This is a genomic window from Stappia sp. P2PMeth1 (genome assembly GCF_900185735.1).
Lineage (GTDB): Bacteria > Pseudomonadota > Alphaproteobacteria > Rhizobiales > Stappiaceae > Stappia.
Genome location: NZ_FYAW01000021.1, coordinates 246768 through 259302 on the forward strand (window position 1 = coordinate 246768; position 12535 = coordinate 259302).

At 68.0% G+C, this 12535-nt stretch carries 13 protein-coding genes; 4 read left to right on the forward strand and 9 right to left on the reverse strand.

The genetic code is table 11. The features are described from left to right. Positions 1 to 42 precede the first annotated feature (42 nt). The 3 genes from P2PM1_RS14935 to P2PM1_RS14945 all read left to right on the forward strand — a co-directional run bounded on the left by P2PM1_RS14935 (position 43) and on the right by P2PM1_RS14945 (position 3230). Positions 43 to 918 (forward strand): ABC transporter substrate-binding protein, encoded by an 876-nt coding sequence (locus P2PM1_RS14935; RefSeq protein ID WP_186399599.1) that lies wholly within the window; start codon positions 43 to 45, stop codon positions 916 to 918. Between the two features lie 148 nt (positions 919 to 1066). Continuing rightward, positions 1067 to 1882 carry an aspartate dehydrogenase domain-containing protein gene (locus P2PM1_RS14940; protein ID WP_186399600.1) on the forward strand — a complete coding sequence of 272 codons (816 nt, stop codon included), beginning with the start codon at positions 1067 to 1069 and terminating at the stop codon, positions 1880 to 1882. Continuing rightward, entirely contained in the window at positions 1794 to 3230 is a 1437-nt protein-coding gene (locus P2PM1_RS14945; RefSeq protein ID WP_186399601.1) for a M20/M25/M40 family metallo-hydrolase, read from the forward strand. The genes P2PM1_RS14940 and P2PM1_RS14945 overlap by 89 nt, the downstream gene beginning before the upstream one ends. Before the next feature lie 68 nt (positions 3231 to 3298). Here the strand turns inward: P2PM1_RS14945 and P2PM1_RS14950 are convergent, their stop codons facing one another. From P2PM1_RS14950 to P2PM1_RS14980, 7 genes are all read right to left on the reverse strand, one after another. Beyond that, the gene (locus P2PM1_RS14950) at positions 3299 to 3640 is read right to left on the reverse strand and encodes a RidA family protein (protein WP_186399602.1); all 342 of its coding nucleotides are present in this window, start codon (positions 3638 to 3640) and stop codon (positions 3299 to 3301) included. Beyond that, on the reverse strand, positions 3637 to 5037 hold the full coding sequence (locus P2PM1_RS14955) for an NAD(P)/FAD-dependent oxidoreductase (RefSeq protein WP_186399603.1): 1401 nt from the start codon (positions 5035 to 5037) through the stop codon (positions 3637 to 3639). Before P2PM1_RS14955 ends, P2PM1_RS14950 begins: the two co-directional genes overlap by 4 nt. After that, a complete protein-coding gene (locus tag P2PM1_RS14960) occupies positions 5030 to 5335 on the reverse strand; it encodes a (2Fe-2S)-binding protein (protein WP_244293154.1) in 306 nt (101 codons plus the stop codon). Before P2PM1_RS14960 ends, P2PM1_RS14955 begins: the two co-directional genes overlap by 8 nt. Continuing rightward, positions 5310 to 6410 carry an FAD-binding oxidoreductase gene (locus P2PM1_RS14965; RefSeq protein WP_186399604.1) on the reverse strand — a complete coding sequence of 367 codons (1101 nt, stop codon included), beginning with the start codon at positions 6408 to 6410 and terminating at the stop codon, positions 5310 to 5312. The genes P2PM1_RS14960 and P2PM1_RS14965 overlap by 26 nt, the downstream gene beginning before the upstream one ends. A gap of 64 nt (positions 6411 to 6474) precedes the next feature. Beyond that, on the reverse strand, positions 6475 to 7464 hold the full coding sequence (gene dctP, locus P2PM1_RS14970) for a TRAP transporter substrate-binding protein DctP (RefSeq protein ID WP_186389124.1): 990 nt from the start codon (positions 7462 to 7464) through the stop codon (positions 6475 to 6477). A gap of 54 nt (positions 7465 to 7518) precedes the next feature. After that, the gene (locus P2PM1_RS14975) at positions 7519 to 8817 is read right to left on the reverse strand and encodes a TRAP transporter large permease (protein ID WP_186399605.1); all 1299 of its coding nucleotides are present in this window, start codon (positions 8815 to 8817) and stop codon (positions 7519 to 7521) included. After that, positions 8814 to 9284 carry a TRAP transporter small permease gene (locus P2PM1_RS14980; protein ID WP_186389126.1) on the reverse strand — a complete coding sequence of 157 codons (471 nt, stop codon included), beginning with the start codon at positions 9282 to 9284 and terminating at the stop codon, positions 8814 to 8816. The genes P2PM1_RS14975 and P2PM1_RS14980 overlap by 4 nt, the downstream gene beginning before the upstream one ends. 135 nt (positions 9285 to 9419) lie before the next feature. Between P2PM1_RS14980 and P2PM1_RS14985 the strand changes: the two genes are divergently transcribed. Beyond that, positions 9420 to 10340 carry a LysR substrate-binding domain-containing protein gene (locus P2PM1_RS14985; RefSeq protein WP_186389127.1) on the forward strand — a complete coding sequence of 307 codons (921 nt, stop codon included), beginning with the start codon at positions 9420 to 9422 and terminating at the stop codon, positions 10338 to 10340. A 160-nt stretch (positions 10341 to 10500) separates the two neighbouring features. On the opposite strand, the gene P2PM1_RS14990 is transcribed toward P2PM1_RS14985, so the two are convergent. Together P2PM1_RS14990 and P2PM1_RS14995 are read right to left on the reverse strand one after the other, a co-directional pair. After that, positions 10501 to 12231, reverse strand: coding sequence for a cation:proton antiporter (locus P2PM1_RS14990; RefSeq protein ID WP_208984360.1), 1731 nt, complete (start codon positions 12229 to 12231; stop codon positions 10501 to 10503). Further along, positions 12231 to 12446 (reverse strand): helix-turn-helix domain-containing protein, encoded by a 216-nt coding sequence (locus P2PM1_RS14995; RefSeq protein ID WP_186389128.1) that lies wholly within the window; start codon positions 12444 to 12446, stop codon positions 12231 to 12233. Before P2PM1_RS14995 ends, P2PM1_RS14990 begins: the two co-directional genes overlap by 1 nt. Between the last annotated feature and the right edge of the window lie 89 nt (positions 12447 to 12535).

Sequence of the window (12535 nt, forward strand, 5' to 3'; positions counted from 1 at the left end):
TAACAAGCCCCGTCCCATCCCCCAGAGCGGAAGACAACTCCCATGAAAAACAAAGGCTTCGATCACATTCTCGGCGCAGGCGTCTCCCGCCGGAGCGTGCTTCTCGGCGCGGCGGCGGCTGGTGCCGGCCTTGCCCTTGGCGGGCGCGCCGCCTTCGCCCAGCCGACGCTCGCCCCGCCGCACATCATCAAGCCGGGCACGCTGGTGATGAGCACCAACCCGACCCTGCCGCCGCTCCAGTTCGTCGACGACAAGGGCGAGGTGCAGGGCATGCGCATCGAGCTCGGCAAGGAGATCGCCGCCAAGCTCGGCCTGACGCCGGAATATATCAAGGTCGAGTTCGCGGCGATGGTGCCGGGCCTCGCCGCCGGCCGCTGGGACATGATCAACACCGGCATCTTCTGGACCGAAGAGCGCTCCAAGCTGATGTACATGGTGCCTTACGAGCGCGCCGCCGTGAGCTTCCTGGTGCCCAAGGGCAACCCGAAGGGCATCACCAAGTGGGAAGAGCTGGCGGGCCTGTCCGTCGGCGTCGAGCTCGGCGGCATCGAGGAGCGCCGCACCCGCGAGGTCGACGAGATGCTCAAGAACGCCGGGCTCAAGGGCATCACCGTCCGGGTGTTCAACAACTTCTCGGAAGCCTTCCAGGCCCTGCGCGCCGGCCAGGTCGATGCCGCGACCTCGATCGACGCCACCGCCAAGTTCCTCGAGGACCGCGACGACTTCACCCGCGCCATCGCCGGCCTGTTCCCGCAGATCGCGACGCTAGCCTTTGCCGACAAGACGCTGGCCGAGGCCACCGTCGGCGTGCTCAACGACCTGCGTGCCAGCGGCTTCTATGACGAGCTGTTCGACCGCTACGGCGTGCTGACCATCGAGGAAGAGAAGTTCGCGATCAGCGGCCCCGGACCGGCCTGATCTCCGGCTTAACATCCGGTCTGACGCCTTTCCCCGTAAACGGACCCGCCCGGCCCTCCCCCGCGCCCGGCGGGTCCTGCGGCGGGCGGCGGCGCCTCCCCGCCGCCGCCTCTCCTCCCGCTGTTTTCGATACGGTCTGGACATCGTGATGAGCACCCGCCCCCGCGACCGGCTCGGGATCATCGGCTTCGGACCGATCGGCAGACGGCTTGCCGCGCGCTTTTCCGGTGCGAGCGACGGCCCCCGGCTCGCCGCGCTGCTGGTGCGCGCGCACCAGGCGAGCGAGGCGAGCGCCCTTGCCCCCGATGCGGCGATCTGCACCGACCTTGCGAGTTTTCTGAAGGCGCGGCCGACCGTCGCCGCCGAATGCGCCTCCGCCGCGACGCTGATTGAGGCGGCTCCCGCCCTGCTCTCCGCCGGCTGCGATATCCTGCCCCTGTCGCTCGGCGCCTTCGCCGACCGCGAGGCGGAACACCTGCTGACGCAGGCCGCCGCCAGGGGGCCGGGACGGATCGAAGTGCCGGCCGGAGCGCTCGGCTCCATCGGCTTCCTGACGGCGGCGCGCGAGAACGACCTTTCCCGCGTCGCCATGCGCATCGGCTATCCGCTGGAGCGCTGGCAGGCGATGGGGGCCAGCCGCTTTATCGACCTGGAGAGGGTCGCGGTGCCGACGACCTTCCTGGAGGCGAGCGCCCGCGAGATCGCCGCGCAGTTTCCCGGACACCTCAATGTCACCATCGGCGTCGCGCTGGCCGGTCTCGGCCTCGACGCGACGCGGGTGACGCTGGTCGCCGACCCCACCATCACCCAGGCCTGGTTCGAGGTGGAGGCCCACTCGGCTTGCGGCCCCGTGCATCTTCGCGTCGACGGGCGCGATGCCCCCGTCCATCACGACCCGCTGGACTATACGACGTTCAGCCTCATGCGCCTCTTGCAGCGCCGCTCGGCGGCCATCGCGACATGACGGCTGGCGACGGACACCGACAGGAGACCACCGTGACATCGATCCTGCAGGACATCGCCGACGCCTCGGCGCGCCAGCACGCACGCATTCTCGACGGGCTGCGGGCCTATATCCGCGCCGGCAAGGACGGCGAGACGGCGGTGCAGGCCCTGTTCGCCAAGTCCGCCGAGGCGCTCGGCTGCACCGTCGAGGCCAGCTCCTACAATCCCGCGGATGTGCGCATGGTCGAAGAGTTCGCCGGCGCGGCGGCCATCGACCCGCAGGCGCGCACCAGCATTATCGCACGCTGCAAGGGGACGGGAAACGGGCGCAGCCTGATCCTCTTCGCCATCCCGACGGCGAGCCCGTCACCGGCACCGACCGCTGGCGGCACGACCCGTTCGCCGGCGAGATCGAGGGCGGCCGGCTCTACGGCTGGGGCGTTGCGGATGATCTCTCCGGCGTTGCGGCCGGATTGCAGGCGCTGGAGCTGCTCGCCTCGCTCGGCCTGCGCCCCGACGGCGACGTGCTGATCGCCAGCACGCCGAGCAAGCGCCATGCCCGCGGCGTCTCGCGGCTGATGCAGGAGGGCATGACGGCGGATGCCGCGCTCTACCTGCACCCGGCCGAGTCCGGCGCCGGGCTGCGCGAGATCAAGGCGCTGGCCTCCGGCCAGGTCGAGTTCCGGGTGATCGTCGAGGGCTGCCCGCCGCCGACGACCGAGCCGCTGCAGACCGCCTTCGGGCATCTCGGCGTCAACGCCATCGACAAGGCGTTCGTGATCTGGGACGCCTTGAGACGGCTCGACGCCCGGCGCGACGAAGAGGTCCGGCATCCGGCGCTGCAGGGCGAGGTCGGCCGCTCGACCAACATCATGATGTCGCACATCTCCGCCGGCGATCCGAAGCGGCTCGCCCGTCTTGCGATCAGCTGCACGCTCGGCGCGGCGCTCGCCTTCCCGCCGCCGGAAAAGCTCTCCGACGTCTGCGCGCAGATCGAGGCGGCGGTGGCGGAGGCCGCCGCGAGCGATCCCTGGCTTTCGGAAAACCCGCCGCGCATCGTCTGGGACAGCGGCACCACCGGCGCGGAAGTGCCGGGCGACCATCCCTTGCTGCTCGCGGCTCATGAGGCGATCCGCGGTGTCTGCGGCCTGGACGCGCATGTGAACCCGATGCATACGGGCAGCGACATCCGCAACCCGATGATCCAGAAGGGCATCCCGACCATCGGCATCGGCCCGCTCTGCGGCGATCTCAGCCAGAACGACGGCACCGACGAATGGGTCGATACCGAGGATCACGTGCGCTTCGTCGGCGCCGTCGCCGGCATCATCGCCACGTGGTGCGGGGTCTCGAAGATCGAGGCATAGGCGCGCGCCCGCCCCTTCAGCTTCGGGCACATACAAGCGGCGACGGTGTTCCGCCGCCGCAGGCAGCGTCAGTCGCAGGCGGCGGTGACGATGATCTCGACCTTGAGATCGGCGCGGGCGAGCCTGGCCTCGCCGCAGGCACGGGCGGGCGCGCAGCCGGCCGGCACCCAGGCATCCCAGACCGCGTTCATCTCGGCGAAGTCGTTGATGTCCGCCAGCCAGACGATGGCCTGCAGCATCTTCTCGCGCGAGGAGCCGGCACGCTCGAGCAGCGCCTCGACCCGGGCAAGGCACTCGCGGGTCTGGTCCGCGACGGTCTCGCCCTCGCCGACCTGGCCGCACAGATAGGCGACGCCGTTGTGCTTGACGATCTTGCTCATGCGCGTCGCCACATCGATGCGTTCAATCATTCCGCAGTCTCCTTGCTTTGCGAGGCGGCCAGTGCCGCCAGTTCGCCCAATGTCACCGGCTTCAACGGCGGCCGGATGCGGTAATAGCCGGTCTCGTCCTGGCTGCGCCCGTTGGCGTCGGCCAGCAGCTCCGTCACGGTCAATCCGCAATAGCGCCCCTGGCACGGCCCCATGCCGACCCGGCCGAAGGCCTTGGTCTGGTTGGGACCAAGGCAGCCGATGGAGGCATAGCGCCGGATGTCGCCCGCCGTCACCTCCTCGCAGCGGCAGATCAGCGTGTCATCCCCCGGACGCAGCGCGCCGGCAAACGGCGGATAGGCGCGATCGAGGAACGGGCGCACCGCCAGCTCCCGCGCCAGCGCCGCCCGCAACGGCCGCGCGGCCCGATCCCGCTCGCCAGGGCTCAGGCGGCCGAGGTCGCAGGCAATCGCCAGCGCGGCGAGCCGGCCAGCCAGCGCCGCCGCCCCAGCCCCGCCGATGCCGCCGCCATCGCCAGCGACGAAGACGCCCTCCACTCCCGCCGCACGGCCCCAAGGATCGCGCTCGGGAACGAATGCGTGCTGGGCGTCGTCCCAGCGATGCGGCACGCCGATGGAGCGGGCGACCTGGGTGTTGGGCACGACGCCGTGATGCAGCAGCACGGTCGAACAGGCGATCCGGTGCGCGCGCCCGCCAGCGGTAAAGCGCAGCGCCTGTGCCTGCGCGCCCCCTTCGACGGCAAGATCGCTGGCGCCGGTATAGCGGCGCACGCCGGCCCGGCGCAGTTCGGCCAGCAGGCCGAGACCCTTGGCAAGCGCCCGCCAGCCGCGCAGCGCACCGCCGATATGGCGCAGCGCGGCGAGCCGGTCGGCAGCCGTCTGCGTCTCGACCAGGGCGAGCGGCGGCGTGCCGGCGCGGCACATCTGCGCTGCCACGAGATAGAGCAGCGGCCCGCAGCCGGCGAGCACCGCCCCCTCGCAGACGATACCCGACTGCTTCAGCAGGATCTGCGCGGCACCTGCCGTCATCACCCCGGGCAGCGTCCAACCGGGGATCGGCATCGGCCGCTCCAGCGCGCCGGTCGCGATCAGCAGCCGGCGCCCCTCGACCAGTTCGGCCTCGCCGTCGAGGGTGAAGGCAACGCGGCGCCCCTCCTCCACCTGCCAGGCGGTGGCGCCGGCAAGATGCCGGATATTCGGATGCGGCAGGTCGCGGACGAGATCGGCGCCCTTGAGATAGTCGGCGCCGAGGATCGCGGCGCGCCGCTCTCCCGCCCGCTCGACATCGCGGTAGATCTGGCCGCCGGCGCGCGGCTGCTCGTCGAGCAGCACCACCGCAAGCCCGACCTCCGCCGCCGTCCGGGCAGCGGCCATGCCGGCGGGTCCGGCGCCGAGGATGACGAGATCGGCCTCACGCATCCCCGTCCCTCTCCGCAAACGGCATCGCGATCTCCATGCCGGGGCCGACCTCGCACATACAAGCTTGTCGAGTGACGCCGTCGATCTCCACCAGGCAGTCGAAGCAGGCGCCCATCATGCAGAACGGAGCGCGCGGCGCGCCGGAAACGGGCGTGCGGCGAAACGGGGTGACGCCGGCGGCCAGCAACTCTGCCGCCAGATTGCCGCCCTCGCGCAGCAGGAGATCCCGGCCGGCGAAACGGACGCGGACACGCGGTCCCTCCGGCTCCAGCTCACGAAAGGTCGAAGCGGTCTTCACTGAACACCTCCAGGTCGGGGGCCTGCGCCGTGCCTTCCAGCCAGTCGGGCAGGAAGCGCGCATGGGCGGCGGCGAGCGTCACCCCGCTGTGACAGGTCACGAGATAGGCGCCGGGCATCTCGCGGCTGTGCTGGTAGATCGGCAGCCCGTCGGGCGACAGCACCCGCAGCGCGCCCCAGGAGCGCACGAGCTGGGCCTTCGCCAGCACCGGATAGGCGGCGATGGCCTGGGCGGCGATCCCGGCAATGCCCTCCACCGTCACCGTGTCGTCGTGGCCGACCTCCTCGTTGGTCACGCCGATCTGGACGCCGCCCTCGTCCACCTGACGGGCGAGCAGCGACGGACGGTTGAGGAGCTTCGGCAGTTTCTCGGTGATCAGCACCTGGCCGCGCTGCGGCCGGATCGGCGCGCGAAACCCCATCTTCGGCCCCAGCGCCGCCGAGCCGAGCCCGGCGGAGAGCACCGTGCGCGCCGCCTCCACAAGGGTGCCGTCGGTGCATTCGATGCGGAACACGTCGTTGCGGGTGACGGACCGCACGGTCTTGCCATTGAGCACGCGCCCGCCCCGGCGCCGGACATCGGCGGCGAGCGCCCGCAGCAGCTTGAGCGGATTGGCGTGGCCGTCCTGGTGATGCAGGATCGCGCCTGCGACCTTCGGCCCGATCGCCGGCTCCTCCATGCGCAACTCGTTGTGGCCGAGCACCTCGTAAGGATAGTTGCCGCCGAGCTTCGCCTTCAGCACCTCGTAGCGGGCGACGGTCTCGGCGAGCGTCTCCTCGGAGAAATGCAGATCGTAGCCGCCGTTCTGCCGGAGCGCCGGATCCTCGCCCGTGCCCTCGCGCAGCTCCTCGGCAAAGCCGCGCCAGGCGGCGACCGACGCTTGCGACCAGCTTGCATAGCGCGGCTGGTTCATGCCTTTCGACTGCACCCAGACGAGGCCGAAATTGCCGCGGCTGGCGCGAAAGCTGCCGTCGTCGCCGTCGATCACGGTGACCGAGCGCCCGCGCCCGAGCAGGCCCCAGGCGACGGAAAGGCCCACGACGCCCCCACCGATGATGGCGTAGTCAGAATCCATGACGATGTCCGATCGGATTGGAAAGGATGCCGGGCAGCGCGGGGCCGCCCGGCAGGAGGCAGGATCAGTCGCGGGCAGTCTCGAGAACGGAGCGCGCCCAGTCCTCGCCGATGTCCTTCAGCACCTCGGGCCATACGGTCTCGCGCACCTTTTCGGCCATGGCCGAGAGCTGCTCGTCGGAGAGCGCCACCACCGTGGTGCCGAGCTCGTCGGCCAGGCGCTGCTCGTTCTTCGCCTGATCCTGCTCGGCAACGGTCCAGCGCATGGTCTCGAACTCGGCGGCGACACGTTGCATCGCTGCCTGCACGTCCGGGTTCAGCCCCTCGAACACCTCGGTCGAGATGATCATGAACCAGACCTCGAAATGGGTGTTGGCGGGGATATAGGTCTTGGTCACATCGCGGAAGGAGGAGTAGTAGCCCTCCGCCCCCGAGCCGATCACCCCGTCGACGACGCCGGTCTGGACCGCGGTGAAGGCTTCCGAGAACGGGATCGGCGAGGGAATGTAGCCGAGCGCCTCGCCGGTGAGCTGGAAGCCCTTGATGCCGGGAACGCGCACCTTGATGCCCTTGGCCTCGGTCGTGCCGGGGGTGACCGCGTCACGGTTGAGCGCGATACCGCCGAAATAGACCGGATAGGCCGCCAGCATCGTGATGTCCTGCTTGGCGAAAAGCTCCGCCATCGTCGCGTGCATGGCCCCGCCGCGGCCGTAGACCTTGCGCGCCTCCTCCCAGTTGGAGGCGAGGAACGGCAGAGAGGCGATCTGCATCCGTCGGTCGGCGGCGGTCGCCGCCGGCTGGACCGACATGTCGATGGCGCCGACCGACACGCGCTCCTGCACGGTGGTGTAGTCGCCGAGCGCCGAGGCCGCGAAGATCTGGATATTGACCTCTCCCCCGCTCGCCTCGCGGATCGCATCGGCGAAGACCTTCAGCTCGGTGTCGATGGTCGTGCCCTGCGGGCGGACATGGCTCATCTTCAGGTCGGCGGCCTGGGCAAGGCCGGCGGTGGCCAGCCATAGGGCGGCGGCGGTGACATGCAGCATATGTTTCATGAGGACCTCCTCTTCAGGTTATGCAGTTCAGGGTTCTTCTTGTTGTTGTCGGGGTCAGTAGCCGAACAGCCTCGGCAGGTAGAGCGACAGGTCCGGCCAGAACGACACCAGGAAGACGACCGGCAGGTATCCGGTGACGATCAGCAGCATCGCCGGCGGGATCACCTTGGTGACCTTCACCTTGCCGATGCGGGCGCCGAGATAGAGGATCGAGGCATAGGGCGGCGTGACCCCGCCCATCGCCGTATTGACGCCCATGATCGCGGCGAACTGCACCGGCGAGACGTCCATCGCCTGCATCAACGGCATCAGGAGCGGGGCGACGAGCAGGATCGCCGTCGTGTCGTTGACCACCATGCCGATCAGGAAGAGCAGCACGTTGATCATGATCAGCAGCAGGACCTTGTTCTCGGTGATGCCGAAGATCGCCTGCACGAGCTGCTGCGGGACGCCCTCATAGACGAACATCTGGCCGACGATCATCGAGAACAGGATCATCAGCATGATCGCGCCGACGGCGGTGGCCGCTTCCTTGCCGGCGAACAGGAAGTTATCGAGCTTCAGCCCTTTGTAGACGAGGAAGCCGACCGGCACGGCGTAGATCACCGCGAGCGCCGCCGCCTCCGTCGGCGTGACGATGCCGCCATAGATGCCGCCGAGAATGATCACCGGCATCAGCATCGCCGGGAAGGCATGGACGCCGCGCCGCGCCACCTCGCCGGCAAGGTCCCCGAGCGCCGGCTTTTCGTCCAGCACCAGGTTGAACTTGCGCGACATCCACAGGTTGACGAGCGAGAAGTTGACCATGATCAAGAGGCCCGGCCCAAGCGTCGCCAGGAAGCAGGCAAGGATCGAGGTCTCGGTGACCCAGCCGAACAGGATCATGCTGAGGGATGGCGGGATCAACAGGCCGAGGATCGAGGAATTGGCGATCAGGGCCGTGGCGTATTCGCGCGGATAGCCGCGCTTTTCCATCTCCGGGATCAGGAGCGGGCCGATCGCCGAAATGCCGGTGAGGCCGGAGCCGGAGATCGCCCCGATCACGGCGCAGCTCACCGCCGCGACGATGCCGAGGCCGCCGCGCACATGGCCGACAAAGGCGTTGACGAAGCGCAGCAGCGAGGCGGCGATGCCGCTTTCCGACATCACCGCGCCGGCAAGCACGAAGAGCGGAATGGCCAGCAGCACGGGGTTGCCCAGTTGCTGGAAGCCCCAGAGCACCATACCCTTCATGGTGACGTCGCCGAGATAGTACATCACCATCAGCGCGGCGCCGAAGCACCAGGGCAGCGGAACCCCGAAGGACAGGGTGACGACGAGGGCCGCGATGGCAATGAGCGCGATCTCGATCATCGTGCGCCCTCCCCCGCCAGGGCACGGACATGGCCGACCATGTGGATCGCCGTGTAGAGCATCATCAGCGCAAGGCCGATCACCAGCGCCACATCCGAATAGAAGGTCGGGATGTAGAGGGTCGGGCTCTCCTTCCACACGCGCCAGGCATAGCGGGTGAAGTCCCAGGCCCAGTAAAGCAGCCAGAGGCCGATGATCAGGCTGAGGATCTCGCCGATAATGGCAAGGATCGTGTGCTGCCGCTTCGTCTTGAGGAAGATCTCCAGCACGTTGGCCCGGATGTGGCTGTTCTCCCGCGACGCATTGACCGCCCCGAGAATGTAGAGCCAGAGCGTCGGATACATCATCGTCTCCTCCAGCCCCATCACCGGAATCTGGAAGACGTAACGCGTGAGTGCCTGAGCAAACTGACCGAGCGCCACGATGCAGATCAGCGTCGTCAGCAGGTATTTCGCAAACCGGTCCAAAACACGCCCCCCTCTCATGGCGGTCTTGCGAGCGCCACAGCAACCTCCATTGCAGTTGCCATTGTCGGATCTGCTATGGCATAAAATCAAATTAGAATTACTGCTATATCAATAAAGTCAATCTATGGGATGGACATGAACCTGTCATTCCGCCAGTTGCAGACTTTCGTGGAGGTGATGCGCACGGGCTCGGTCTCCGAGGCGGGCCGTTCCCTCGGGCGGACCCAGCCGGCGGTGAGCGCGATGATTTCGGGGCTGGAGCGGGAAATCGGCTTTCCCCTGTTCGAACGCGAGCGCGGGCGGCTGGTGGCCCGCCCCGAGGCCCATTACTTCCTGGAGGAGGCGGAATTCGTCCTGGAGCGCCTGTCGCACTCGGCGCGCACGCTGCAGGAAATCGGCAACCTGGAAAAGGGCAAGCTCAGGATCGCCTGCAATCCGGCCGCATCCGGCTTTTTCATGCCCAAGGTGGTGGCAGGGTTCCTACGCGGCCGCCCACAGGTCGAAGTCTCGCTGATGATGCAGTCGTCGGTGGTCATCACCGACTGGATCGCCTCGCAGCAATACGACATCGGCCTTGCCGAGACGTCCGAGCCGCGGCGCACGATCCGCTCGCAGGACTTCGTCTTTCCCGGGCTTTGCGCGATGCCCGCGGACGATCCGCTCACCGAACGGGAGGTGATCACGCCGGCCGACCTCGACGGCCGGCCGCTCGCCATGCTGTATGACGAGCACATCACCGCGGTACAGACCTACCGTGCCTTTCGGGATGCGGGGGCGCGCCTCAACCGCCGCTTCGAGCTGCGCACCTTCCTGCCGGCGCTGCAGCTCGTCTCGGAAGGATTGTGCTGCACGATCTGCGACAGTTTCACCGCCATCAGCCATGAGGAAACGTTCGGGACGTCGAGCCGCATCGTCTTCCGTCCCTTCGCCCCCGAACTGCACCACAACCTGTCGCTGATGACGCCCGCCAACCGGCCGCTCTCCATGCTGGTGCAGGAGTTCGCCGCGGAGCTGGCCGATCAGCTTACCGAGCTTGCCGCAAGGCGCGACTGGTAGCCAGGCCCGCGCAAAGCGTTGCGGAAGCCAGGTCGTGAACCCATCGATATGGCGGCTGGCTCGCCGAGCGCATCCCCGGCATCACCCGGACCTATCTGGCCCGCGAGAGCGCCGAGATGGATGAGGCGAAGCGTTGAGCGAAAACGGCGGCAGGGCGGCCTCAGGAGGCCTCCCTCGCCTCGCTCTCGATCAGCGGAATGACCGTGCGCTCCTCCTTGCGGGCGCCGCAGAGCAGCTCGACGGCACGGTCGGCAGCGTCCTGGAACGGCTCCAGCACCATGTCCGCCCCGGCCTTGAACATCGTCTCCGTATCGCTGGCGTGATGCGAGGAGACGGCGATCCGTCCGCCGAAGCCGGCGCTGCGGGCCAGTTGCAGCAGGGTCGTGCGCGGATCCTCCTGGCTGAGCCCGGTGACGTGGCTCGGCACGGTCGACACCAGCCACTCGGCATGGGACATCGGCAGTTCGGAGATGAACTCCGGATCGGTGGCGTCGCCGAACTCTGTCTCCAGGCCGAGTTCGCGCCAACGCCGCACCGCCAGCGGATTGAAGTCGACGCCGAGCACGCGGATGCCCCGCCGCTGCAGCCGCAGGCCGATCGCCGTGCCGAAGCGGCCGAGGCCGAAAACGATCACCTTGTGGCCGGTGTCCTCATGCGCGGATGCCTCGCTCGGCTCGCGCGGGGTGCCCCGGCGCTCGAACAGGCCGAGCAGCGGCTCGCACAGGGCATAGAGCTGGTGGGAATAGGTGATCATATAGGTCGAGGCGGCAATGGTGACGAGGCCGACCATCGTGACGAGGCCGAGCGCATCTTCCCGCACATGCCCGAGCGAGACGCCCATGGCGATGAAGATCAGCGAGAACTCGCTGATCTGCGCCACGGTCAGGCCGGCCAGGAAGCCGGTGCGCTTGCGGTAGCCCATCGCCCCCATGATCGCCAGCACGATCAAGGGATTGCCGATCAGCACGAACAGCGAGAAGATGATGGCGCCGGTCACATGCGCGCCCAGCAGCGACAGATCGAGCGTCGCCCCGAGCGCGATGAAGAAGAACAGCAGCAGAAAGTCGCGCAGCGGCGCCAGCCGCGCCGCGATGGTCTCGCGATAGGGCGTCGAGGCGAGCGAGACGCCGGCCAGCAACCCGCCGACCTCCTTGCCGAGCCCCACCGCATCGCCGATGGCGGCGAACATCGCCGCCTGGGCGATGGCGAAGATCACCAGCAGCTCCGGCGCCCGCGCCAGCCGCTCGGTCAGCGGGGTGGCGACGAAACGGACGAACAGGACCACCAGCGCGACCATGGCGATGCCGGAGACCAGCACCGTCAGCACCGAGCCGCCGCCATGTCCCCCCGCCCCCTCAGTGGCCGCGCCGATGCCGATGGCCGACAGCACGATCATCGCCAGCACCACGACCAGGTCCTGGACGATGAGGAAGCCGAGGGCGATCTGCCCGTGCAGCGAATCGATCTCGCGCTTGTCGGACAGCAGCTTGACGATGATGATCGTCGAGGAGAAGGTCAGCGCCACCGCCACATAGAGGCTCGTCGTGTGGCCGAGCCCGAGCGCAAGGCCGATCAGATAGCCGAAGAACGAGGTGAAGGCGACCTGGCCGAGCCCGGTCAACAGCGACACCGCGCCGAGCGAGCGGATCAGCTTCACGTCCAGCTTGATGCCGACGAGAAACAGCAGGACGGCAATGCCGAGCTCGGCGAGGAACGCGATCTGCTCGTCCGCATGGACGAGGTCCAGCGCCGAGGGTCCGGCAATCAGGCCGACCGCGATGAAGCTGACGATCAGCGGTTGCCGGAGCAGGATGCCGACCAGCCCGACGGCCGCGGCCATCACCAGCAAGGCGGCAATCTCGGCAAACGGAGACTGGATCAGCACGTCCATCAGGCACTCCTGTCCTCGGGCGACGCCATATCCGGCCGTGCCCTTGTCGCATGATTGTTCAGGAAGGTATCGAAATCACTGTCTGCAATCCGCCATCCCTTGCCGATGTCGATCGCCCGCAATTCGCCGCTGCGGATCCACAGCCGCACCGTCGCCTCGCTGATCTTCAGGCGCTCGGCCACCTCCCTGACTGTCTGATACTGCTCTCGGGTCATGGGTATGCCATTTTGCACGTGTTTGTCGCAGAATAGCGAAACATGATGATCCCCGCCTGATCCAGATCAAGGAAAGTGTCCTTTTCTCG

Coding starts and splice junctions, on each gene's coding strand:
- P2PM1_RS14975 (WP_186399605.1), bottom strand. CDS start 8,817: ATGATCGAGATCGCGCTCATTGCCATCGCGGCCCTCGTCGTCACCCTG.
- P2PM1_RS14955 (WP_186399603.1), bottom strand. CDS start 5,037: ATGCGTGAGGCCGATCTCGTCATCCTCGGCGCCGGACCCGCCGGCATG.
- dctP (WP_186389124.1), bottom strand. CDS start 7,464: ATGAAACATATGCTGCATGTCACCGCCGCCGCCCTATGGCTGGCCACC.
- P2PM1_RS14995 (WP_186389128.1), bottom strand. CDS start 12,446: ATGACCCGAGAGCAGTATCAGACAGTCAGGGAGGTGGCCGAGCGCCTG.
- P2PM1_RS14965 (WP_186399604.1), bottom strand. CDS start 6,410: ATGGATTCTGACTACGCCATCATCGGTGGGGGCGTCGTGGGCCTTTCC.
- P2PM1_RS14990 (WP_208984360.1), bottom strand. CDS start 12,231: ATGGACGTGCTGATCCAGTCTCCGTTTGCCGAGATTGCCGCCTTGCTG.
- P2PM1_RS14935 (WP_186399599.1), top strand. CDS start 43: ATGAAAAACAAAGGCTTCGATCACATTCTCGGCGCAGGCGTCTCCCGC.
- P2PM1_RS14985 (WP_186389127.1), top strand. CDS start 9,420: ATGAACCTGTCATTCCGCCAGTTGCAGACTTTCGTGGAGGTGATGCGC.
- P2PM1_RS14940 (WP_186399600.1), top strand. CDS start 1,067: ATGAGCACCCGCCCCCGCGACCGGCTCGGGATCATCGGCTTCGGACCG.
- P2PM1_RS14945 (WP_186399601.1), top strand. CDS start 1,794: ATGCCCCCGTCCATCACGACCCGCTGGACTATACGACGTTCAGCCTCA.
- P2PM1_RS14950 (WP_186399602.1), bottom strand. CDS start 3,640: ATGATTGAACGCATCGATGTGGCGACGCGCATGAGCAAGATCGTCAAG.